We start from the raw sequence: 21,801 nt of genomic DNA, 5'->3' as shown, positions 1-21,801 counted from the left end.
CCGTGCCTGCGGGCTCCGGCATGACGCGCAGGTCGCTGGCCGAGCTCGCGGCGCCCGGCCACACGGCCATCGTCACCCAGGAACTCCAGGGTGCGGTGGTCGGTGCGTCGGCCAGCCTGCGCGCGCTGGCCGAAGAGGCCCGCGACACCGCGTTGCCCGCGATCGGCGCCCTGCTCCCCGCGGCCAGGGCAGCCGGTGTGCGGGTGGTGCACTGCCTGGTCTGGCGTCGCCCCGACGGCCTCGGCTCCAATCACAACGCGAAGCTGTTCGCCCTCGGCGCGCGCGGCGTGCCCTTGGAGCCCGGTACCGAGGCCACCGCGCTGCTGCCCGAATTCGGGCCGGAGCCGGGTGATCTGGTGCTGCGGCGCAGGCACGGGCTCGGTCCCATGGGTGGCACCGATCTCGACGCGGTGCTGCGCAACCTCGGGGTGACGACAGTGGTCGCGGTGGGCGTCTCGCTGAATGTGGCCATCCCGAATCTGGTGATGGACGCGGTCAACGCCGCCTACGACGTGGTGGTGCCCCGGGACGCCGTGGCAGGTATCCCCCGCGCGTACGGGGCGGCGATGATCGAGAACACGTTGTCGATGATCGCCACGATCACCACGACCGAAGAACTGCTGGCCGCCTGGCGCTGACCCGGTCGGCACCACGAAACACCGACGGCGCTCCTGCCTTTCGTGCAGGAGCGCCGTCGGTGTCTCGTGTCGCTCAGTCGCTGGACGGAAGTTGCTTGGCTTCCTTGAGATCCAGGGGCACCGCATCGACGTCCAGGGTGCCCACACCCGCCCGGGTGACCAGGATCTCGGCGCCGGTGGCGTGGATGTAACGCTTGCCGACGGCGGTCCCATCGGCGAAATCCGGGTCGATGACCGCGTGTGCGTCCTTGGCCGCGCCCAGGTTCACCATGGGGGTGCCACCGCAGCGCAAGCCCGCGATGGCGTCGGTGGCTTTGATGACGATGACCTGGGTGTCGCAGACCTGGCTTTCGAGGCGGGTTCCGCTGGTGATCACGATGCTCCTCGGGTGGTGGTCGCGGCGGAGAGCTCGTCGACGAGATCGCGCCGCAGGATCTTGCCTGTGGGGTTGGTCGGGAGGTCTGTCCGGAAGACGACCCGGTCCGGAGTACGAGAACCGCGCAGGTTCGCGCGGACGTGTTCGCGCAGCCGCTCTGGGTCCGGGGCCGCACCGGGGACCGGCACGACAACGGCGACCAGGATCTGGCCCCACTGCTGGTCCGGTAGACCGACGACGGCGACCTGTGCCACCTCGGGATGCTCGACCAGCACATCCTCGAGCTCGGCCGGGGCGATGTTCTCCCCGCCGCGGATGATGGTGTCATCGGAGCGCCCACCGATGAACAGATAGCCGTCGGCGTCCAGCGCGGCCAGGTCCCTGGTCGGGAACCATCCGTCGTCGTCGAGCACCGAGCCGAGGCCACGATAGACCCCGGACACCTGGGGGCCCCGGACGAAGAGCTCGCCGATCTCGCCGGGCGTCAGGACGGTTCCGTCCTCGGCCCGGATCTGCAGTTCGATGCCCGGCACCGCCCGTCCGACCGAACCGAGCCTGCGGGCGATCGCGGGATCGGTCGCCGCGAAGGCGATCCGATGATCCTCCGGTGTCGACACCGCGATGGTCGAGCTGGTCTCGGTGAGCCCGTAGGCATTGACGAGGCCGACCTCCGGCAGCAGCTCGAGGGTCGCGCGGACCAGCGGCATCGGCGCGCGGGAACCACCGTAGGCGAGGGTGCGCAGGCTCGGCAGTCCTGGCCCCGGCGCCGCGCGCAGGGCGGTGACGATCCGGTCGAGCATCGTCGGCACCACTGTCGCGTTGGTGACGGCTTCCTCGCGGACCAGCGTGATCCAGCGCTGCGCGTCGAAGTGCCGCAGGTACACCGTGGTTCGGCCGGCATAGAGGTTCGACAGGGCGGCACCGACACCGGCGATGTGGTACGGCGGGACGCAGACCAGGGCCGCGTCCGTCGGTGCGGCAGAGCCGAATTCGACGGTGCCCATGACGTAGCTCGTCAGGTTGGCGTGGGTGAGTTCCACCGCTTTGGGCTGGGCGGTTGTGCCCGAAGTGAACAGCAGGACCGCGGTGTCCTCGGGCGCGGGTTCGGTGATGGTGGTGTCGCCGGACGCGGTGCGGACCGCCGCGCAGAACAGCGCGGAGCCGATGACCTGCTTGCCGGTCCCCGCGACGATGTCGGCGTATTCGTCGTCGGCGACCACGAGCGGGGCGGGGAGCCGCTCGATGAGCTCCCGCAGCGCGGCCGCGCCGAGCCGGTAGTTCAGCGGAGTGAACGCGCGGCCCGCGCGCGCGGACCCGAACAGCAGCAGCGGCAGCATGATTCCGCCGGTGCCGACGTAGGCGACATGGCCCACGCCCGCCGAGTCGATCAGGCCCGCCGCGCGGTCGGCCAGGCCGCTCAGCTCGGCCACGGTGGTCGTGGTGCCGTCGGCGACGACGGCGTTGTGGTCGGGCCGGGTGGCCGCGGCCATCTCGAGGAGCACGGAAATGCTCAAGATCTCACCTCATCGGTTCACAGCGGAGGCGGCCACCCTGAATGTGTTCCGGGGTGGCGCGCGGTCGTACCGGTCAGCTCGCGGTGTGCGCGGTGGCTGCCTTGATCTGGGCCTGGAAGGCGGCCAGCTTGTCCTCGGCCGCCGAGGTGGTCCGCTGGCTGCGGGACCGGATACTGACGTCGTGGTCGGCCGCGGCGGCACGCAGCGCGCCGACGGTGGCCTGCTCCCTGGGGATGTGCTGGAACGGGTCGAAGGAGTACCAGCGCATCGCGTTCAGGTGCGTGATCTTGTCGATCTCGTCGTCGGGCACCTGCTCCTGCTCGAGCAGCGCGAACAACACCTCGGGAGCGTCGGGCCACATGGAGTCGCTGTGCGGGTAGTCCATCTCCCAGGAGATGTTGTCGACACCGATCTCGTGCCGGAGGCGGACACCGACCGGATCGCTGATGAAGCAGGTGAGGAAGTGATCGCGGAACACCTCCGAGGGCAATTTGCCGCCGAAGTTCTGCAACGTCCAGGTCGAATGCATCTCGAAGGTGCGGTCCACCCGTTCCAGGAAATACGGGATCCAGCCCGTGCCGCCCTCGGACAGCGCGATCTTCAGGTCGGGGTATTCCTTGACGGGCCGGGACCAGAGCAGATCGGCCGCCGCTTGCACGATGTTGAGGGGCTGCAGCGTGATCATCACGTCCGGCGGGGAGTCGACCGCGGGAATGGACAGCCGCCCCGATGACCCGATGTGCACACTCAGCACGGTGTCGGTATCGACGAGTGCCTTCCACAGCGGATTCCAGTACGGGTCATGGAAACTGGGGTATCCCAGCGCCGCCGGATTCTCACTGAAGGTCAGCGAATGGACGCCCTTGGCTGCGACCCGGCGGACCTCGGCGGCGCACAGCTCGGCGTCCCAGATCACCGGCAGTGCCATCGGGATGAAGCGGCCGGGGTAGGCGCCGCACCACTCATCGATGTGCCAGTCGTTGTAGGCCCGGACGAGCGCCAGCGAGAAGTCCGAATCCTCGGTCGCGAACAGCCTGCCCGCGAAGCCGGGGAAGGAGGGGAAGTTCATCGACGCCAGGATGCCGCCGGCGTTCATGTCCTTGATGCGCTCGTGCACGTCGAAACAGCCCGGGCGGATCTCGTCGAGGCCGTCGGGCTCGAGGCCGTATTCCTCCTTCGGCCGCCCCGCCACGGCATTGAGGGCGACATTCGGGATGACGGTGTCGCGGAACTTCCAGACATCGGCACCGTCGGGGGTGTGCACCAGGCGCGGAGCGTCGGCGGCGTACTTCTTCGGCAGGTGTTCGGCGAACATGTCCGGCGGTTCGATGATGTGGTCATCGACGCTGATCAGGATCATATCGTTCTTGTCCACGAGCACTCTCCTAACTTAGATACTGTAAGGATTACTATAGAGATTTCCGCAAGGCTAGTGGGCCAGGAAGAGGATTTGGTCCCTGGTATAGCTGTGGTCGGGATGGCGCCCGGTGAGGTGCTGCCGAGCTCGCTCGACGAGGTCGTCTTCGTCGGCGCCGGTCAGCCACTCGCCGCACGGGCAGCTGAGGTACCGCTTCTGCGTCTCGGTCACAGGATCGCCCCGCTGTCCTTGGCGGCGACGATGTCGTCCCAGCTCAGACCGATCTCGAGCAGGATCGTCTCGGTGTGTTCGCCGTACTCGGGTGCGCGGCTGGCCGGTGCCGGGGTCTCGTCGAACTGGACCGGGGCGGCGACCGTGCGGTACTCGGTGCCGCCGCTGTCGGTCATGGTCATGAGGTAGCCGTTGGCGGTGACCTGGGGGTCGGTCAGCACTTCCCGGGGGCTGGCGATGGTGGCCCACACGCCCGGCTCGTCCGCGAGGGCCTTCTGCCAGTGGGCGAGGTCCGCCTCGGCGAAGGTCTTGCGCAGCTCGGCGGTGGCGGCTTCCTGGTTGACGACCAGATTGGCGAGTGGAGTGAACCGTGGGTCGGTGCCCAGATCGGGGCGGCCGATGCGCTCGCAGAAGCCGGCCCAGAACCGATCGGCCTGCAGCAGCACCAGTTGCACCCAGCGGTTGTCCCGGGTGCGGTAGCGGTTGACGGCGGGGTTGAGGGCGGTGCCCGCCTCGCCGGCCGGAATCCGGTCGATGGCGTAGTAGTCGGCGGCGGCGATGTCGGGCGCGACCGACCACATGCCCTGGGCGAGCAGTGAACTGTCGACGATCGGCGCGTGGCCGGTGCGCTCGCGATGGAACAGCGCGGCGGTGACGCCACCCGCCAGCGTGATGCCGCCCTGCAGATCGCCGAAGGCGGGGCCCTGCGCCATCGGGAACTCGGCGTCGGTCGGGGACAGGGCGTAGGCCACGCCCGCCCGGGCGAGGTAGCTGGCGGCGTCGAAGCCGCCGCGGTCCTTCTCCGGACCGCGGCTGCCGTGGCCGCTGCCGCGGGCGATGATCACCGACGGGTTGAACTCCCGGATCTGCGGCACCGTCAGGCCCGCGCGCTGGAGGGGAGCGGGCAGCCAGTTGGTCAGGAAGACATCGGCCTCGGCGATCAGCCGGCCCAGGATCTGCCTGCCCTGTTCGGTTTTGATGTCGACGCCGATGCTGCGCTTGCCGTGATTGCCGAGTTCCATCATGAAATTGGCCTGGACCGCGGTGCCGGTGCCGTCGAGGCCGCCGATGGTCAGGTTGCGGCAGGGATCTCCGCCCCGGGTGTCCTCGACCTTGATGACATTCGCGCCCCAGTCGGCCAGTGCCGCGCCGGCGCTCGGCACATAGGTCCACGACGCCAGCTCGACAACCGTGACGCCACTGAGCAATCCGGACATCGGTGCTCCTTTCCCGCGATTGATACGTGTCCCGAAGTACTATACGGTAATCATTACAGTTAATCATCCAGGATGGTCATCGGGAGGCAATGTGAGCGAGGTCGTCGGCGAGCGGACCGCACTGAGTCCGGAGCTGGGGCTGGTGGCCGCCGCGCAGGCCGAGTCGCGCATGCTCATCGACGGTGAGCTGACCGGCGCGCTGTCGGGCGCGATGTTCGACAACCACAGCCCGGCCACCGGGTCGGTGCTCGGCGTCACCGCCGCCGCGGGGGAGGCGGACATGACGCGGGCGATCGCCGCCGCGCGCCGGGCGTTCGACCACAGCTCCTGGCCGGTCGACCGGGCGCTGCGCCGCCGCTGCCTCGAGCAATTGCAGAGCGCGCTGGAAGCCGAGAAGGAACTGCTGCGCACCGAGCTGGTCGCCGAGGTCGGCTGCCCGGTCATGACGACCCACAACGCCCAGCTGGACTGGCCACTGGCCGAGGCGCTGCGCTATCCAGCCGGGCTCATCGACGAATTCGCCTGGGAGCGGGTGCTCGCGGGCGGCGGACTCTTCGGTGACCGGAACAAGCGCACCGTGGTGCAGGAACCAGTCGGTGTCGTCGCGGCGATCTGCCCGTCGAACTTCCCCGTCGAAGTCGTGCTCAACAAACTGGGTCCCGCCCTGGCTGCGGGCAACACCGTTGTCCTGAAACCGGATCCGCACACGCCGTGGAACGCCACCCGGCTCGGCAGGCTGATCGCCGAGCACACCGACTTCCCGCCGGGTGTGGTGAACATCGTGACCACGCCGTCGAACGATGTGGCCGTACTGCTGTCCACCGATCCGCGCGTCGATCTGGTCTCGTTCACCGGGTCGACCGAGGTGGGGCGCCTGCTCCTGCGCCAGGGCGCGGCGTCGATGAAGCGGACGTTCCTCGAGCTCGGCGGGAAATCCGCGCTGATCGTGCTCGACGACGCGAAACCGGAGCTCGCTCTGCGCAGCGCCATCGGGGTCTGCGTGCACGCGGGCCAGGCCTGCGCGGCGACGAGCCGGATGCTGGTGCACCGCTCCCTCTACGACGACATGGTCGAGGCAGTCGCGGCGGCCTTCGCCGCGGTCCCGGTCGGCGATCCGGCACTGCCGGAAACTCTCGTCGGCCCGTTGATCAGTGCCGCACAGCAGGATCGGGTCCGCGCCGCGTGCACACGGGCGCAGCGCGACGGCGCGCGCCTGGTCACCGGCGGCGCGATACCCGCCGATCTGCCTGCACACCTGGCAGGCGGGCACTTCTTCTCCCCGACGGTCTTCGCGACCGAGGACCCCGGTCTGGCGATCGCGCAGGAGGAAGTGTTCGGGCCGGTACTCGTCGTCATCCCGTTCTCCGACGACGACGAGGCCGTCCGCATCGCCGACGGCACCGCGTTCGGTCTGGCCGGCGCCGTGCTCTCGCGCAGCGACGAACGCGGGATGGCGATCGCGCGTCGTCTGCGCACCGGCGCGGTCGGCGTCAACGGCGGCATGTTCTACGGCGCTGACGCGCCGTTCGGCGGCTACAAGAACAGCGGAGTCGGCCGCCAGTGCGGCATCGAGGGCTTCCAGCAGTACCTCGAGACCAAGACCATCGGCTCCCGGCTCCCGCGACAGCACTGAGCCCGCGAGCACCCCTCGATCACCGTAGAAGTACTGAAAGGTTGCCATCAGTGGGAAGTTTGGACGACAAGGTCGCCGTCATCTCGGGCGCGGCCCGCGGACAGGGGCGGTCGCACGCGGTCAACCTGGCCGCCGCGGGCGCCGACATCATCGCCCTCGACATCTGCGCGGACCTCGAGGGGAACACCTACCCCCTGGCCCGACCCGAGGATCTCGAGGAGACCGCCCGGCTGGTCGAGAAGGAGGGCAGGCGCTGCCACCCGGCGATCGTCGACGTGCGTGACCGCACCGTGGTCTGGGCAGCGGTCGCCGCCGGCGTGGAAGCGCTGGGCCGCCTCGACATCGTGGTCGCCAACGCGGGCATCGCGCCGCTGGGCAGCGGGCAGAGCATGCGATCGTGGTCGGACACCATCGACACCGATCTCGTCGGGGTGTTCAACGTGGTGCAGGCCAGTCTGCCGCACCTGGGCGCGGGCGCCTCGATCATCGCGACCGGTTCGCTGGCCGCACAGCTGGGCAGTTCCACCAAGCAGGGGCCCGGCGGTTCGGCCTACAGCTTCGCCAAGCAGGTCGTAGCGCACTACGTCAACGATCTGTCGATCCAGCTGGCCAAGCAATCGATCCGGGTCAACGCGGTCCACCCGACCAACGTGGACACCGACATGCTGCACAACGACGGCATGTACAAGATCTTCCGCCCCGACAAGGACGCCCCGACCCGCGCCGACGCGGAGCAGGCGTTCCCGGCCATGCAGGCCATGCCCGTGCCCTACATCCAGCCGCAGGACGTCTCGAACATGGTCGTGTTCCTGGCCTCCGACGCCGCCCGGTACGTGACGGGCAGCCAGATCCGCGTGGACGCAGGCGGATTCGTCAAGGCCGTGCCCTGGGGGAAGTGAACCATGACCGAAACGACCACGGCCAGCAAGCTCTTCCGCTGCGTCATCTGCGGCTGGGAGTACGACGAGGAACTGGGCTGGCCCGACGACGGGATCGCCCCCGGCACCCGCTGGGACGACATCCCCGACGACTGGACCTGCCCGGACTGCGGTGCGGAGAAGTCCGACTTCGAGATGATCGAGGTCGCGCGGTGACGGTTCCGCGCCGCGGGCAGATCGTGATCGTCGGCGCCGGCATCGCCGGAGTCGGCGCCGCCAAAACCCTGCGCAGGGAGGGGTTCACGGGGTCGATCGTGCTGGCCGGTGCCGAACGGGCGCAGCCCTACCGGCGGCCGATGGTGTCCAAGGAACTGCTGTCCGGTGCGGTCGGCGCGGAGCGGGCTCGGCTCGAACAGCCGGTGTTCTGGGCGGACATGGGCATCGAGCTGCGCACTGACACGATCGCCACCCGCCTCGATACCGTCGCCGCCCGTGTCGAATTCGGGGACGGATCCGACCTGGCGTACGACGCTGTGGTGCTGGCCACCGGAGGCCGCGCGAAACGGCTGGACCACCTCGTCCCCGAGGCCTACACGGTGCGGCAGCTGGCCGACCTCGATGCGCTACGACCGGTGCTGGGCGCGGCCGGAAAGGTCGGCGAGACCCTGTCGGTGCTGGTCATCGGTGGTGGGTTGATCGGGATGGAGGTGGCCGCGGCCGTGCGCGGCAGCGGGGCCGAGGTCACCGTGCTGGAGGCCGCCGACCGGGTGCTCGCGCGGGTGCTGCCCGCCGCGATCTCCGCGAGTTACGAACGCCTGCACCGTGATCGCGGGGTCGGCGTGTACACCGGAGTGCGGCTCGTCGCGGCGGAGACCAGGGACGCGGTGACCACCGTGTCCGCCGAGGACGGCCGGTCCTGGCGCGGCGATGTCGTGATCGTCGCGGTGGGAATGACACCGGAGACCGGCCTGGCCGAGGCCGCCGGGCTCACGGTCGCCGACGGCGTGGTCGTCGACGAGTACTGCGCGGCCTCGGCGCCCGCGGTGTTCGCCGCCGGCGACGTCGCCCGGTTCCCCAATGCGATCCTGGGCGGGACCGAACGGGTCGAGCACTGGAACCATGCCCAGGCGCACGGCAGTGCCGCGGCACGCAGCGTGCTCGGTCACGGATCGCCCTACCGCGATGTCCCGTGGTGCTGGACCAGCCAGTTCGGCCGCACCCTGCAGATCGCCGGATGGCCGACTCGCGGTGACGAACTCGTCGTCCTCGGCGACCTCGATGGCGGCTCCTTCCTCGCGCTGTCCCTGGCGCAGGACCGGCTGATCGGTGCTCTCGGAGTCGGCAGGCCGAAAGACGTCCGCGCCGCACTGGAGCTGATCGGGGACGGTGCCCCGCTTCCGCGCGACCTGCTCGGCGCCGGCGACCTCGATCTGGTGGCGGCAGCGGCGACGCTGCGTTCCACCGGCGCGCCGGCGGCGTCGTGACGCCCCGCAACCCCACTGCTGTCACCGAACAGACCGACGCCGCACCGCCCGGTGCGGCCCAGAGAGACGAAGGTTGAGAGATATGGCCAAACCGGTCATCGTCAGCGCGGTACGGACCGCGATCGGGCGGTCCTTCAAGGGCGCGCTCGTCAATGTGGCATCGGAGACCCTCGCCACCGAGATCCTCACCGAGGCGGTCCGCCGCTCCGGTATCGACCCCGCCGAGGTGGACGATGTCATCCTCGCCGAATTGAACTACGGCGGCGGCGATCTGGCCCGGCACGCCGCGGTGGCCGCCGGAATGACCGGCGTTCCCGGCCAGGCCGTGAACCGGCACTGTGCGGGCAGCCTGACCTCGATCGCCAACGCGGCCGCGCACATCAGCGCGGGTGTGGAACGCGTCATCGTCGCCGGTGGCGTGCAGTCGCTGTCCACGGCCCCGCTGATGAAGTGGCGGGTGCCCGGTGTGGGCCCCGATCTCGAGTTCCGCGAGCCCTGGATCCCGCCATCGCATCCGGAGACCCCCGACGCCCCGGCGACCGACATGTCGATCACGGTCGGCTGGAACACCGCCAAGAAGGTCGGCATCAGCCGCCAGGAGATGGACGAGTGGGCGCTGCGCTCCCACCAGCGCGCGATCGCCGCGATCGATGAGGGCCGGTTCGCCGAGGAGATCCTGCCGTTGAAGGTGGCCCAGGCCGACGGCTCGGTGCTCGACTTCGCGGTCGACGAGCATCCCCGCCGCGACACCACCCTCGAGCGGCTGGCCTCGCTGCCGGTGCTGCACCCCGGGATCGAGGGCTTCTCCATCACCGCGGGCAACAGCAGCGGCATCAACGACGCCGCGGCCGCGGTCACCGTCACCGCCGACGACTACGCCGCAGGTGCCGGTCTCGAGGTGCTGGCCACGGTCCGGACCTGGGCCAATGTCGCGGTGACACCGGCGGACAACGGGCTCGCCGCGGTCGATGTGGTCGGCAAGGTGCTCGATCGCGCCGGGCTGAGCGTCGCCGATGTGGCGCTGTGGGAGATCAACGAGGCCTTCGCTTCGGTCCCGATCGCCGCCTGCCGCAAGCACGGCATCGACGAGTCGAAGGTGAACTTCTCCGGCAGCGGTTGCAGCCTCGGCCACCCGATCTCGGCCTCCGGCGCTCGCCAGGTGGCGACGCTGATCTACGAGCTGCGCCGTCGCGGCGGTGGGATCGGTGTCAGCGCCATGTGCGCCGGTGGCGGTATGGGCGGCGCCCTGGTCATCGAAGTCTGAGCACCCGGCAATCAGCGAACAGAACAAGGAGGTACCTGTGTCGGACGAAGTACAGGTCGAACGACGCGGCCGGACACTGGTCGTCACGATCAACCGGCCGCAGGCGCGCAATGCGGTGAATCTCGCGGTCAGCCAGGGGCTGGCCGACGCCATGGACGAACTCGACGGCGACGCCGAACTGTCGGTCGCGGTACTGACCGGCAGTGGCGGAAACTTCAGTGCCGGAATGGATCTGAAGGCCTTCGCAGCGGGGGAGTACCCGTATGTGGCCGGTCGAGGTCTCGGCTTCACCGAGAAGCCGCCACGTAAGCCGATCATCGCCGCGGTCGAGGGGTACGCCCTGGCCGGCGGCACCGAACTGGTGCTGGCGACCGATCTGGTCGTGGCTTCGCGTACCGCGCAGTTCGGTGTCCCCGAGGTCAAGCGCGGCCTGGTCGCCGGTGGCGGCGCACTGCTGCGGCTGCCCCGGCGGATCCCCTACCAGAAGGCGCTGGAACTGTCCCTGACCGGCGACACCTTCACCGCAGCGGACGCCGCGTCGTGGGGTCTGGTCAACGAGCTGGCCGAGCCGGGCGAAGCCCTGGACCGGGCACTGGCCCTGGCCGAGCGGATCACCGCCAACGGGCCGGTCGCCGTCGCGGTGACCAAGCAGGTCATCGTCGAGGCGGCCGCGTGGCACCCCGACGAGATGTGGCAGAAGCAGATGGCGCTCATCGGGCCGGTCTTCGCCACCGCGGACGCGCAGGAAGGCGCGAAAGCCTTCGCCGAGAAGCGAACCCCCCAGTGGACGGGCAAGTGAGGCCGCACGGCCGTCTTGTCCGCCGTCGAACCGAGAAGTGAGGAGAAGCAGTGTCGTTCGAAGGTGAAGTGGTGTTGGTGACCGGCGGTGCCGGTGGCCTCGGTGCCGCGACGGTGCGCAAGGTGCACGCCGAGGGTGCGGCCGTGGTGATCGCCGACCTGAATGACGAGAAGGGCAACGCCCTGGCGACCGAGCTGGGCAACAAGGCCGTCTACGTGCGGACCGACGTGCTCGACGAGGACTCGGTGGAGCACGCGATCGCCGCGGCCGCCGAACTGGGCACGCTGCGCTACGCGGTGATCGCCCACGGTGGCTTCGGCGTGCTGGAGAAGGTGGTCAACCGGGACGGATCCCCGCACACCCTGAAGGGTTTCACCGACACGATCGCGCTCTACCTGACGGGCACCTACAACGTGCTGCGACTCGCGGCGGCCGCGATGGCCAAGCTCGAGGCCAAGGCCAACGGTGAACGCGGTTCCGTGGTGATGACCAGCTCGATCGCCGGCTACGAGGGCCAGATCGGCCAGTCCGCCTACGCGGCGGCCAAGGGCGGCGTCAACGGTCTGACGCTGGTCGCCGCTCGCGATCTGAGCGCGGTGGGTATCCGGGTCAACAGCATCGCACCGGGCACCATGCACACCCCGATCATGGATTTCCTCGGTGCGGAGAAGCTCGCGCAGTTCGCCGCGTCCGTGCCGTTCCCGAAGCGGCTGGGCACACCGGTGGAATACGCGTTGCTGGCCCAGCACCTGCTCGAGAACCCGTACATCAACGGGGAAGTGGTGCGGATCGACGGCGGTCAGCGCTTCCAGCCGAAGTGAGTCGCGCCGTCACCACGGCCGCCCGAAACCGCCACCGCCGCTCCGTGATCCGGAGCGGCGGTGGCGCTTTCAGGACTGCTGCGGTGCGCAGGCCGCGGCGAGCAGGGCGGCCCGGGTGGCCAGTTTGACGCGCGGCCTGCCTGCGGCGGCGCCCGCGGCCAGTTCGGCGCGATCGATGGCCGCCCAGCCGTCCCGGCCGACGCGGTCGGGCTGCCTGCGGTCGAGCAACTCGGTGAGTGCGGCCCGGTCGCCGCTGGGGGACGACAGGCGCCCCGCGGCGAAGTCGGACAGGATGGCCTCGACCGTCTCCTGCGCGTCGACTCGGTTGGTACCGATGACGCCCTGCGGACCTCGTTTGATCCAGCCGGTCACATAGACCCGGTCCACCGGTGCGCCGTCCGATCCGACGACCCGGCCGTGCTCGTTGGGGATCACCCCGCGCGCGGGATCGAAGGGCAGTCCGGGTTGCGCGGTGCCCCGATAGCCGACCGCGCGCAGTACCATTCCGGCCGTGAGGGTTTCGGTGCGGTGGGTGGGCTCGGCACGGAGGCGGCCGTCCCGCGCGGTGAGTTCGTTGTGGACCAGCTCGACGGACTCGACCTTGCCGTCACCGGTCAGTGCGGTCGGCGAGGCGAGATAGCGGAAGACGATGCGGCGGTGGCTCGGCGTGCCCGCCGACGTCGAATACTGCTGTGCCACAGAATATTTCAGTCGCAGTGATGGTTCGGCCGCGGGATCGTCGAGCAGGGCGCGGCTCTCGGGGTCCAGGTCGAGGTCGGTCGACTCGACGACGACGTCGACACCATCGAGATGGCCCAGCGCGAGGAACTCCGGACCGGTGTAGGCGGCCTGTAGCGGACCGCGCCGCCCGATCAGGACGACCTCGGTGATACGGCTCGCCCGCAGAGCCGTGAGTGCGTGCTCGGCGATATCGGTCCGGCCCTCGAGCAGATCCGGTGGCATCGTCAGGACCCGGGCCACATCCAGGGCGACATTGCCGTTGCCGATGATCACCGCGCGCGGGCCCGACAGGTCGAACACCCGGTCGGCATAGTCGGGGTGACCGTTGTACCAGGCGACGAACTCCGTGGCGGAGTGCGAGCCGGGCAGGTCCTCGCCCGGGATGTCCAGGGTGCGGTCACCCGAGGCGCCGACCGCGTACAGCACCGCGTGGTGGTCGGCGAGCAGCTCGTCGTGCGAGATATGTACGCCCACTTCGACATTCAAGTGGAGGCCGACGGCCTCGCGGTCGAGGACCGGCTCGAATCGGGTGGTCATCGCCTTGGTGCTCCGATGATCCGGCGCGACTCCGGAACGGAGCAGGCCCCACGGGGTGGGGAGGCGGTCGAAGATCTCGATCTCGGCGGCGCAGCGCCGCAGCAGTTCCTCGGCGGCGTAGCAGGCTGCGGGGCCGGCGCCGACGATGGCTACCCGCAGCGGGCCGAGGTCCTTCGGCAACCGCAGGGGTGCGACGGGGTCGGCCGCGGGCAGCAGCGGATGCCGCCGGAAGTACGCGGCGTTGATGTCGGCGAATCCGGTCAGCACGTCGGGCAGGTCGTCCTCGGCGAAGACGGCGTCCACCGGGCACGCGTCGACGCATGCGCCGCAATCGATGCAGGTGTCGGGATCGATGTAGAGCATCTCGGCGGTCGCGAACCTGGGTTCGTCCGGACGGGGCCGGATGCAGTCGACGGGGCAGTCGGCGACGCAACTGGCATCGTTGCAGCAGCGCTGGGTGATGACGTAGGCCATGGTTTCCGCTCCTCGGGGGCAGGGTGGTGGTGAGCCGTCGTCGACGGGCGAGCGCGCGGGCCGGAATCGGCCAGACAATACTGTCCGTATTACAGTAAGTGACATTGGACGGCAGCTCCAGAGGTATGTACTGTAATAACAACAGTATGATCACCCGCCGGCCTTGCCGCCGGGTCGAGCGGATCGGAGATCGGTCGAATGCCCGACGGTGACAGAGGCCTCGCGGGGCGAACGATGATCATGTCCGGCGGTAGCCGCGGCATCGGACTCGAGATCGCCCGGCGGGCGGCCGCGGACGGCGCCAACATCACCCTGATCGCCAAAACCGATCAGCCGCACCCGAGTTTGCCCGGCACCATCCACACCGCCGCCGAGGAGCTCGAGCTGGCGGGCGGCTCCGTCCTGAAGGTGATCGGCGATGTCCGCCGGGACGAGGTCGTCGCGGCGGCGGTCGAGCAGACCTCCGAGCGGTTCGGCGGGATCGACATCGTGGTCAACAACGCGTCCGCGATCGACCTCTCGCGCACCGAGGACCTGTCGATGAAGGCCTACGACCTGATGCAGGACATCAACTGTCGCGGCAGTTTCCTGCTCGCCAAGACGGCGCTGCTGTACCTGCGGAAATCGGCTGAGGCGGGCCGTAATCCGCACATCCTGACGATGTCGCCACCGCTGAACCTCGAACCACGCTGGGCCGGAGCTCATCTCGGCTACACCATCGCCAAGTACGGCATGTCGCTGGTCACCCTGGGGCTCGCCGAGGAGCTGCGCGGCAGCGGCATCAGGGTCGACTCCCTGTGGCCGCGCACGACGATCGCGACCGCGGCGATCCGCAACCGGCCCGGTGGCGCACAGCGCGTTGCCACCGCGCGGATTCCGCAGATCTGCGCCGACGCGGCCTATCTGGTGTTCACCGCGCCCCCTGGCGAGGCGACGGGCCGGTTCCTCATCGACGAGGACGTGCTGGCGGCGCACGGCGTCACCGACTTCGGCCGATACCGGGCGGTGCCGGGCCTGGCTCCGCTCGACAAAGACCTGTTTCTGTAAACGCGCACCGGGTGACGCCGGCAGAACGGAAGGACTCGATCCCCGTGACCGACATTCTGCGCCGTGAGCGCAACGACCGCGTTGTGACGCTCACGCTCAATCGGCCCAGCCGCAAGAACGCGATCACCCTCGAACTGTGGGACGCGCTGCGCGGTGCGCTGGACGCGATCGCCCACGAACCCGGCGTGGGTGCCGTCGTCGTCACCGGGGCGGGCGGTGCCTTCTGCTCGGGCGCGGACGTCGTCGACAGCGATCCCTATGCCGCGCCGTTCCGGAAGCTGCGGGCGATCGCCGATGTCGCCCAATTCCTGCACGATCTGCCGGTACCTACCGTCGCGAAGGTACGCGGGGTCGCGGTCGGCGCAGGCTGGAACCTGGCCCTGGGCTGCGACCTGGTCGTCGCCACACCGGACGCGACGTTCTCCCAGGTGTTCACCCGGCGTGGGCTCTCGATCGACTGCGGTGGCTCATGGCTGTTGCCCAAGCTCGTCGGCGTCCAGCAGGCCAAGCGGCTCGCGCTGCTCGCGGAGACGATCGACGCGGCCGAAGCGCGCGAACTCGGCCTGCTCACCTGGATCAAGCCCGAGGCGGAGATCGACGAGTTCGTCGACGGGATCGCGCAGCGGCTCGCCGCGGGCCCGCCGATCGCGATCTCGCAGACCAAGGCGTTGCTCAACGAGGGTGTGGACCGATCCCTGCGTGAGGCCCTGGCCGGCGAGTCGCGCGCGCAGGCGGTCAATTTCGCCGTCGAGGATCTGCCCGAGGCCTATGCGGCGTTCGCGCAGAAACGGGAGACGGCGTTCACCGGCCGATGGAATGTCCGTCGGCTCGACGAGCTGGCGTAGTGGTCGGGTCGCTACTCGGTGCCCGCCGCCGCGCGGGTACGGCGAGGGGCGGCCGTCTTCCGGGTCGTCGTGGTCTTCTTCGCCGCGGTGGCCTTCGCGGCGGGTTGCGCGGCCGCCTTCTTTGCCGGGGCCTTCTTTGCCGGGGCCTTCTTCGCTGCGGCTTTCTCGGCCGCGGCCTTCTTCGGGGGCGCGCCGATCAGGCGCACCGCTCGTTCGAGAATGCAGTCGAGCCCGTATTCGAAGTTGTGATCGTCGGGAGCACCGCTGTGGTGGCCCCTGGCGCTCGCTTCGGCCAGCAGCGGGGTGGTGTCCGGTGCGATCTGCAGGTGTTCGTAGTACGCACCCGGTTCATCGCCGGATTCCTTGTTCTTGTCGTAGAGCCGCTGCAGCACCACCGAGCCGCGCGTGTGCAGCTGGACCGCGGAATAGGTGTCCACCGCGTCATCGACCGACATCCCCGCCTCGACCAGGTTGGCGACGACCTTCTCGGTCATCACGGCGCCGACCTGTGCCGCACGAGGACTCAGCGCGCCGCGGATGAGGATCAGATCGCACAGGATCGGGTTGCTCAGGAACGTCTTGCGCATGGTGCGCGCGTGGTTGCGCAGGGTGTCCTGCCAGTCGTCGGTCTCGATGAACGGCGCGGCATTCTCGTACTGCTGCAACGCTCGGTCGGTCATCGCGTTGAGGAGTTCGTCCTTCTTGCGGAAATACCAGTAGATGCTGGTGACGCCGACGCCGAGGTGCTTGCCGAGCAGCGGCATGCTCAGGTTGTCCAGCGAGATCTCCTCGGCGAGCTCGAAAGCGCGGTCGAGGATGTCTTCGGGGTTCAGGGAACCCCGCTCGCGCCGGGGGCGCCTGTCCGTGGTTGCTCGTTTCGTCATCTGTGGCCACCTTCGTGGAGTCTTTGGTGTGGGGGCTATATCGGTGCGCGGCCTTTGTTATTTACCACAGTAACCATTACCGATGGAGTTTCCGCTGCCCGGCACGCGGGCGCGTGGCCCGCGGAGGTGATCGCCCGAAATAAATACAGTAACATTCACGGGATGATATTCAGTGGAGCGCGCGGCGCAGGTGCCGACCTCGGACGGAGATCGTGGTTGTTCGCTCCCGCCGACAGCGAGCGGAAGACGACGAAAGCCGCGGCGAGCGCGGCCGATATCGTGATCCTCGATCTCGAGGACGCGGTGGCCCAGGATCGCAAAGCCCACGCACGCGCCCAGTGCGCGGAATTCCTGGCCGACTGCCCCGTCGCGGAGCGGCGGCGGCTGTGGGTCCGGGTGAACCCCTTCGACAGCCCGCACACCCTGACCGACCTGGCGGCGGTGCTGCCCGCCCGGCCCGGCGGCATCATGCTGCCCAAAACTCGTGGCGGCCAGGACCTGCGGACACTGGACAACTATCTATCCGCTCTGGAAGTGGCGGGTGGAACACCGGCCGGACACACCGCGGTCGTCGCGCTGGCCCCGGAGACCGCCGAATCGGTGCACACCATGGGGACCTATCGAGATGCGCCCCGGTTGGCCGCGGTCACCTGGGGTGTCGCCGATCTCGCGGCCGAGATCGGCGCGGCGGCGGTGAGCGGCGCCGACGGACGGTTCGGTCCGGTCCTCGAGACGGCGCGCAGCCTGTGCCTGTTCGGCGCCGCTGCCGCCGGCGCGGTCGCCGTCGACACCATCCACGCCGACTACCGCGACTCCGCCGGGCTGCGGGCGCGCTGCCTCCGTGCCAGGCAGGACGGCTTCGGGGGCATGCTGGCCATCCATCCGGACCAGGTCGAGATCATCAACGACGCGTTCGCGCCGACCGAGGCCGAACTGGCCGCCGCCCAGGAGATCGTGGATCTGTTCGCCGCCGACCCCGCGGCCGGGGCGATCGGCCATCGCGGTGCCCTGCTCGACCGGCCGCACCTCGCCCGGGCCCAGGCGCTGCTCTCGCGGCGACGCCCGAGCTGACCGGGTCGTCCGCTCGGGCGCGCGGATCAGATATCGGCCGCTGCCTTCCGCGATTCCGTGATGGACGGGGTGGAGAGCCCGATCAGGTCGCGCAGGACCGCGGTGGTGTGCTGACCCAGCGCCGGAGCGATCCGGGCGGGCAGGTGCGTCCCGTTGATCGACACCGGTGCGCCGGGCGCGAGATAGGTGCCGATGCCGGGCTGATCCAGGGGCGAGAACAGGGGATTGGCGGTGACTTTCGGGTCGGCGGCGACTTCACCGAAGGTCCGGTAACGCTCCCACAGCACGGATGTCCCCGCCAGTCCGGCGGCGATCTGCGCGCCGGTGTGGGTACGGAACCACGGGGTGAAGAGACCGGTGAGTGCTTCGCGATGACGGTAGCGATCTCCTTCGTCGGCGAAGTTGGCCGCGAGCGCGTCGGCGAGCGCGTCGACGACGTGGCCGGTTCCGGTGAGCTCGGTGAGATCCCGGAAGTGCCGGGCGGTCAGTGCCACCACCATGAAGGTCGCGCCGTCGGTTCCGGTGAAATGTCCGCCGAACTGGCCGTAGACGGCGTTGCCGAGCCGGGGGCGGGTGCGCTCGCACACCATGGCCTCGGTGAGGAACCCGAGGTTGCCCGCGGTGGCCAGGGCGACGTCCTCCAGTGGCAGCGAGATCCGGCTGCCCTCCCCGGTGGCGTCGCGGTGCCGGACCGCGGCGGTGATCGCGAGCGCCGCGTACAGGCCGCAGAGCAGGTCCCACACGGGCACCACATGATTGACCGGTTCGGCGTGGTCGGCCGGTCCGGTGACGAGGGGGAAGCCGGTGGCCGCGTTCACGGTGTAGTCGACGGCGGTCGACCCGTCCGCGCGGCCGAGGATTTCGAGATGGATCAGATCGGGCCGCAGGGCGGCCAAGGCGGCATGGCTGTGCCAGTCGCGGCCGGACACGTTGGTCAGCAGGATTCCGCCCGCGGGGCCACCGGCCGTGATCAGCCGGCTGATCAGCTGCTGTCCCTCCGGCGATCGGAGATCTGCGGTGACCGAGTGTTTGCCCTTGTTCAGGCCCGTCCAGTAGATGCTGGCGCCGTCATCGGTCAACGGCCACCGGTGGACATCGGCGGCACCGCCGAGCGGGTCGACCCGGATGACCTCGGCGCCGAGCTGACTCAGAGTCATCCCGGCCAGCGGTGCAGCCACGAAGCTGGAGATCTCGACGACCCGGACCCCGGCCAAGGGCTGTGTCGCGGACTGCTGATCCTCGCTCACCGACCAGCTCCTTCCGGCTGGGGGGACTGCAGCAGGGTGCGGAGACCACGGATGTCGACCTTGCCGGTCGCGCCGCGCGGTATCCGCTCGGGCGAATCCGTCAGCACCCACACCGTGGGTATCTTGAAGGCGCTCAACGACTCCCGGACTTGGGCGCGCAGTCCGTCCGGCGTGGCCGAGCTGTCGCAGACCACGAGCGCGCCCACGCGTGCGCCCTGTTCGCCCGCGACATCGGTCACGCACGCATCGATGACGCCGTCGAGACCGCGCAGCGCCCGCTCCACCTCGCTGGGATACACCGTCGCGCCGCTGACCTTGAACATGTCGTCGGCACGGCCGTGATAGAAGAGGAAGCCCCGGTCGTCGACACGGCCGAGGTCGCCGGTGCGGTAGAAGCCGTCCGGTGTCATGAATTCGGCGCGCTCGCGCAGGCACATCCCGCGCAGCAGATGAGGTCCGCGCAGTTCGATGACACCCACGTCGCCGGCAGGCACCGCGGATCCGGTGTCCTGGTCGGTGATCCGGAGCTGTGTCCCGGCGAACGGCTGCCCGCAGCTGCCCCAGGCCGACGCGGGCATATCGGTATGCGCGGGATACCCGCTGTACGGGCCGAACGATTCGGTCATGCCGAACAGGTTGGCGCGCGCACCGGGTCTGGGCCGTAGCTCGGCGGGCAGCAACGCGTCCAGGCTGCCCGGCAGCAGCGTCGTGACGGCGACACCGTCGGTCTCGGCCACCCGGGCAAGGGCCTCGGCCTGCTCGGGCCAGCCACGGAACAGCGTCACCCGTTCCCTGCGCAACAGCTCGAGGGTAGCCGGCGGGTGGGGGACGGCTTCGGTGACGAGCGTGGCACCGGCGAGCAGTGCCGAGAGCACGCCGCCGCCGAGGCCACCGACCCAGAAGAACGGCATCGGCAGGTAGAGGCGGGTGCTCGCGTCGATGGCGCGGGCGGACAGGCCGGCCCGGACGGCGCCGAAAGCACTGCCGTGGGAGTGCAGGACTCCCTTGGGCATGCCCCGGCTTCCCGACGTGAACAAGATGGCGAAGGTATCGGCAGCCGACACGGATTCGGCCAGGGCTGTGGAGATTCGGACCGCCCTGCCGGTCGGCTTCGCGGTCAGGAGCCGATCCGCGGTCCAGATCTGCCTGAGCGCCGGGAGCGACGAATCGGGTGCGACCGCGCCGTCCTGGTGAGCCGGTGGGAGATCGTCGAGATAGTTCCGGCCGCGGAACTCCGGCACCGTCACCACGATCCGGACCGCGGCGACGCGCAGCTGGGCACGCAACTCCGGCGGGCGCAGCAGCGTGCTCAACGGGACCAGGGTCGCACCGATCCTGGTGAGCGCCACAGCGATCCGGACCCAATCGATGCCGTTGGGCAGGAGCAGCCCCACCCTGGTTCCCTTGCCGACACCGGAATCGACGAGCACGGCGGCGAGTTCCCTTGTCGCCGAGTCGAGCTCGCCGTAGGTGAGCCGGCCACCGGGTTCGATCACCGCCGGAACACCGCCGAACCTCTCGGCCCGATCGCGGACGAGCCGGTCCATGGTCGTGGCGGGATGCTCGCCCGGGTGCGCCCGCGGTGACGGCTCGATACCGCGACCCACCGGGTGGAATACGCCGTCATCGTCGCGATGGACGAGTTCGCCTGTGTGGAACCACTGGTCGGGATCGAAGCACTCCTCACGGCTTCGCCGATGGTAGTTCTGCATGACGAACGGTCCGCGGAAACAGAACTCGCCGACCACTCCCGAATCGACCTCGGCGCCGGTATCGGGGTCGAGGACCGCTGTATCGAAGCCCGGCATCGGCATTCCGACGGCTCGGCGCTCGTCCCCGTGCCACAGAACCGAACCGCCCGCTTCGATCGAGCCCGGCCCCTCGGAGCAACTGGCGGGGGCCTGCGTGGGAGCGCCGAGGCTGTGACGTTGCAGCGTCGCGCCGGCGAGCACGGCGGGCAGCAACCCGGACAGGATTCCGGCGGGGGAGGGAATCGGGTGATCGGTACGCAGCACCGACTCCCCGGTCAGCCCACCCGTCCGGTTGCGCACGCGATGACCACCGAGCAGAGAGCCATGGGTATGCACGGCACCGGTGAGCGAGTCGGTCGAGGGCAGATAGAGCAGGCACAGCGGATCAGCGCCATGGACATCGTCTTCGAGCGCGGCGAGCTGTTGGTCGTCGACGTCGTCGGCCCATCGGTGGACGTCCGGGGCGTACCGCGCCGGTGTCGTGCTGTCGGTGATCACGTGGCGCAACTGTGGTGCCGCCGTGCAATACCACCTCCCCTCGGCGTCGAATTCCGCGCCGCACAGGGCCTCCGAGACCACCCTGGCCGCACTCGGCAGGTGATCTTCCCGCGCCCGCAGGAGGATCCGGGCATCACTGTGGGCCATCAGATTCCGGATCTCGACGGGGCCGGCGGAGGCGGGTAGCGGGACGGCGACGGCTCCGATGCGCGCGGCGGCGAGCAGCGCGACAACGAATTCCGCCCCGTCCGGGTACAGCAGCCCGACATGTACGCCCTTGCCCGCGCCGAGCCCGGCGAGACCGCGGGCGAGCAGTGCCGAACGATGCTCCGCGGCACCGAAGGTCAATTGCTCGCCGCCCCGATCGAGCAGCGGCCGGTCCGGGAACGCTTGCGCGTGCGCGCGCAGCACTCCGCCCAGTGTCGTGGGTTCTGCGCCGGGTGCTCGTCGTGTCGGCTCCACCTCGGTACCGCCTTCCATCCAGGTTCTCCTGT

20 protein-coding genes and 1 pseudogene are annotated in these 21,801 nt (G+C 69.6%); 11 read left to right on the top strand and 10 right to left on the bottom strand.

Translation table 11 applies throughout. From position 1 onward, the window contains the following. The first annotated feature begins 20 nt into the window (after positions 1 to 20). Positions 21 to 638 carry an isochorismatase family protein gene (locus ACFYWJ_RS24310; RefSeq protein ID WP_355278562.1) on the top strand — a complete coding sequence of 206 codons (618 nt, stop codon included), beginning with the start codon at positions 21 to 23 and terminating at the stop codon, positions 636 to 638. 73 nt (positions 639 to 711) lie between these two features. Here ACFYWJ_RS24310 and ACFYWJ_RS24305 read toward each other — a convergent pair whose 3' ends face one another. From ACFYWJ_RS24305 to ACFYWJ_RS24285, 5 genes are all read right to left on the bottom strand, one after another. Next, positions 712 to 1,014 carry a hypothetical protein gene (locus ACFYWJ_RS24305; protein ID WP_355278289.1) on the bottom strand — a complete coding sequence of 101 codons (303 nt, stop codon included), beginning with the start codon at positions 1,012 to 1,014 and terminating at the stop codon, positions 712 to 714. Beyond that, complete coding sequence (locus ACFYWJ_RS24300; RefSeq protein ID WP_355278286.1) at positions 1,011 to 2,528, bottom strand: class I adenylate-forming enzyme family protein; 1,518 nt, start codon at positions 2,526 to 2,528, stop codon at positions 1,011 to 1,013. The genes ACFYWJ_RS24305 and ACFYWJ_RS24300 overlap by 4 nt, the downstream gene beginning before the upstream one ends. Before the next feature lie 73 nt (positions 2,529 to 2,601). Beyond that, positions 2,602 to 3,903, bottom strand: a complete 1,302-nt coding sequence (locus ACFYWJ_RS24295; RefSeq protein WP_355278284.1) for an amidohydrolase family protein — start codon at positions 3,901 to 3,903, stop codon at positions 2,602 to 2,604. A gap of 54 nt (positions 3,904 to 3,957) precedes the next feature. Continuing rightward, positions 3,958 to 4,116, bottom strand: a complete 159-nt coding sequence (locus ACFYWJ_RS24290) for a DUF1059 domain-containing protein (RefSeq protein WP_355278281.1) — start codon at positions 4,114 to 4,116, stop codon at positions 3,958 to 3,960. Further along, the gene (locus ACFYWJ_RS24285) at positions 4,113 to 5,333 is read right to left on the bottom strand and encodes a CoA transferase (RefSeq protein WP_355278280.1); all 1,221 of its coding nucleotides are present in this window, start codon (positions 5,331 to 5,333) and stop codon (positions 4,113 to 4,115) included. The genes ACFYWJ_RS24290 and ACFYWJ_RS24285 overlap by 4 nt, the downstream gene beginning before the upstream one ends. A 169-nt stretch (positions 5,334 to 5,502) precedes the next feature. Here ACFYWJ_RS24285 and ACFYWJ_RS24280 point away from each other — a divergent pair, with 169 nt between their 5' ends. The 7 genes from ACFYWJ_RS24280 (at position 5,503) to ACFYWJ_RS24250 (ending at position 12,212) form a co-directional block, all read left to right on the top strand. Beyond that, complete coding sequence (locus ACFYWJ_RS24280) at positions 5,503 to 6,966, top strand: aldehyde dehydrogenase family protein (protein WP_355278559.1); 1,464 nt, start codon at positions 5,503 to 5,505, stop codon at positions 6,964 to 6,966. A 50-nt stretch (positions 6,967 to 7,016) separates the two neighbouring features. Further along, complete coding sequence (locus ACFYWJ_RS24275; protein ID WP_355278278.1) at positions 7,017 to 7,865, top strand: mycofactocin-coupled SDR family oxidoreductase; 849 nt, start codon at positions 7,017 to 7,019, stop codon at positions 7,863 to 7,865. 3 nt (positions 7,866 to 7,868) lie between these two features. Continuing rightward, complete coding sequence (locus ACFYWJ_RS24270) at positions 7,869 to 8,060, top strand: rubredoxin (RefSeq protein WP_355278275.1); 192 nt, start codon at positions 7,869 to 7,871, stop codon at positions 8,058 to 8,060. Then, a complete protein-coding gene (locus ACFYWJ_RS24265; RefSeq protein WP_355278273.1) occupies positions 8,057 to 9,328 on the top strand; it encodes an FAD-dependent oxidoreductase in 1,272 nt (423 codons plus the stop codon). The genes ACFYWJ_RS24270 and ACFYWJ_RS24265 overlap by 4 nt, the downstream gene beginning before the upstream one ends. A gap of 82 nt (positions 9,329 to 9,410) precedes the next feature. After that, positions 9,411 to 10,592, top strand: a complete 1,182-nt coding sequence (locus ACFYWJ_RS24260) for a thiolase family protein (protein ID WP_355278270.1) — start codon at positions 9,411 to 9,413, stop codon at positions 10,590 to 10,592. 37 nt (positions 10,593 to 10,629) lie between these two features. Then, a complete protein-coding gene (locus ACFYWJ_RS24255) occupies positions 10,630 to 11,391 on the top strand; it encodes a crotonase/enoyl-CoA hydratase family protein (protein WP_355278267.1) in 762 nt (253 codons plus the stop codon). A gap of 50 nt (positions 11,392 to 11,441) precedes the next feature. Continuing rightward, positions 11,442 to 12,212 (top strand): SDR family NAD(P)-dependent oxidoreductase, encoded by a 771-nt coding sequence (locus tag ACFYWJ_RS24250; protein ID WP_355278264.1) that lies wholly within the window; start codon positions 11,442 to 11,444, stop codon positions 12,210 to 12,212. Positions 12,213 to 12,281: 69 nt separating this feature from the next. Here the strand turns inward: ACFYWJ_RS24250 and ACFYWJ_RS24245 are convergent, their stop codons facing one another. Then, positions 12,282 to 13,964: an FAD-dependent oxidoreductase gene (locus tag ACFYWJ_RS24245; RefSeq protein WP_355278263.1), complete on the bottom strand. Its 1,683-nt coding sequence runs from the start codon at positions 13,962 to 13,964 to the stop codon at positions 12,282 to 12,284. Positions 13,965 to 14,162: 198 nt separating this feature from the next. On the opposite strand from ACFYWJ_RS24245, the gene ACFYWJ_RS24240 reads away from it, so the two are divergent. Both ACFYWJ_RS24240 and ACFYWJ_RS24235 read left to right on the top strand, forming a co-directional pair. Continuing rightward, complete coding sequence (locus ACFYWJ_RS24240) at positions 14,163 to 15,011, top strand: NAD(P)-dependent oxidoreductase (RefSeq protein ID WP_355278260.1); 849 nt, start codon at positions 14,163 to 14,165, stop codon at positions 15,009 to 15,011. Between the two features lie 44 nt (positions 15,012 to 15,055). Continuing rightward, entirely contained in the window at positions 15,056 to 15,856 is an 801-nt protein-coding gene (locus tag ACFYWJ_RS24235; protein WP_355278258.1) for an enoyl-CoA hydratase-related protein, read from the top strand. Between the two features lie 11 nt (positions 15,857 to 15,867). Here ACFYWJ_RS24235 and ACFYWJ_RS24230 read toward each other — a convergent pair whose 3' ends face one another. Then, entirely contained in the window at positions 15,868 to 16,740 is an 873-nt protein-coding gene (locus tag ACFYWJ_RS24230) for a TetR/AcrR family transcriptional regulator C-terminal domain-containing protein (RefSeq protein WP_355278256.1), read from the bottom strand. A 216-nt stretch (positions 16,741 to 16,956) separates the two neighbouring features. Here ACFYWJ_RS24230 and ACFYWJ_RS24225 point away from each other — a divergent pair, with 216 nt between their 5' ends. Continuing rightward, positions 16,957 to 17,811, top strand: a complete 855-nt coding sequence (locus ACFYWJ_RS24225; RefSeq protein WP_355278254.1) for a CoA ester lyase — start codon at positions 16,957 to 16,959, stop codon at positions 17,809 to 17,811. Between the two features lie 26 nt (positions 17,812 to 17,837). Here ACFYWJ_RS24225 and ACFYWJ_RS24220 read toward each other — a convergent pair whose 3' ends face one another. From ACFYWJ_RS24220 to ACFYWJ_RS24210, 3 genes and pseudogenes are all read right to left on the bottom strand, one after another. Continuing rightward, positions 17,838 to 19,058 (bottom strand): CoA transferase, encoded by a 1,221-nt coding sequence (locus ACFYWJ_RS24220; RefSeq protein ID WP_355278251.1) that lies wholly within the window; start codon positions 19,056 to 19,058, stop codon positions 17,838 to 17,840. Next, on the bottom strand, positions 19,055 to 20,605 hold the full coding sequence (locus ACFYWJ_RS24215) for a class I adenylate-forming enzyme family protein (protein WP_355278556.1): 1,551 nt from the start codon (positions 20,603 to 20,605) through the stop codon (positions 19,055 to 19,057). Before ACFYWJ_RS24215 ends, ACFYWJ_RS24220 begins: the two co-directional genes overlap by 4 nt. Positions 20,606 to 20,767: 162 nt before the next feature. After that, a pseudogene (locus ACFYWJ_RS24210) lies at positions 20,768 to 21,787 on the bottom strand (AMP-binding protein); the annotation flags it as partial. Positions 21,788 to 21,801: the final 14 nt, after the last annotated feature.

Source organism: Nocardia sp. NPDC003269, from assembly GCF_042888005.1.
Lineage (GTDB): Bacteria > Actinomycetota > Actinomycetes > Mycobacteriales > Mycobacteriaceae > Nocardia.
Note: the sequence above shows the minus strand (reverse complement) of the source record. Positions and strands in the feature narration are given on the sequence as shown.

Excerpts from the sequence above, each read along its gene's own strand:
- ACFYWJ_RS24240 (WP_355278260.1), top strand. The coding sequence starts at position 14,163 with ATGCCCGACGGTGACAGAGGCCTCGCGGGGCGAACGATGATCATGTCC.
- ACFYWJ_RS24245 (WP_355278263.1), bottom strand. The coding sequence starts at position 13,964 with ATGGCCTACGTCATCACCCAGCGCTGCTGCAACGATGCCAGTTGCGTC.
- ACFYWJ_RS24310 (WP_355278562.1), top strand. The coding sequence starts at position 21 with ATGACGCGCAGGTCGCTGGCCGAGCTCGCGGCGCCCGGCCACACGGCC.
- ACFYWJ_RS24280 (WP_355278559.1), top strand. The coding sequence starts at position 5,503 with ATGCTCATCGACGGTGAGCTGACCGGCGCGCTGTCGGGCGCGATGTTC.
- ACFYWJ_RS24285 (WP_355278280.1), bottom strand. The coding sequence starts at position 5,333 with ATGTCCGGATTGCTCAGTGGCGTCACGGTTGTCGAGCTGGCGTCGTGG.
- ACFYWJ_RS24215 (WP_355278556.1), bottom strand. The coding sequence starts at position 20,605 with ATGGACCGGCTCGTCCGCGATCGGGCCGAGAGGTTCGGCGGTGTTCCG.
- ACFYWJ_RS24270 (WP_355278275.1), top strand. The coding sequence starts at position 7,869 with ATGACCGAAACGACCACGGCCAGCAAGCTCTTCCGCTGCGTCATCTGC.
- ACFYWJ_RS24230 (WP_355278256.1), bottom strand. The coding sequence starts at position 16,740 with ATGACGAAACGAGCAACCACGGACAGGCGCCCCCGGCGCGAGCGGGGT.
- ACFYWJ_RS24260 (WP_355278270.1), top strand. The coding sequence starts at position 9,411 with ATGGCCAAACCGGTCATCGTCAGCGCGGTACGGACCGCGATCGGGCGG.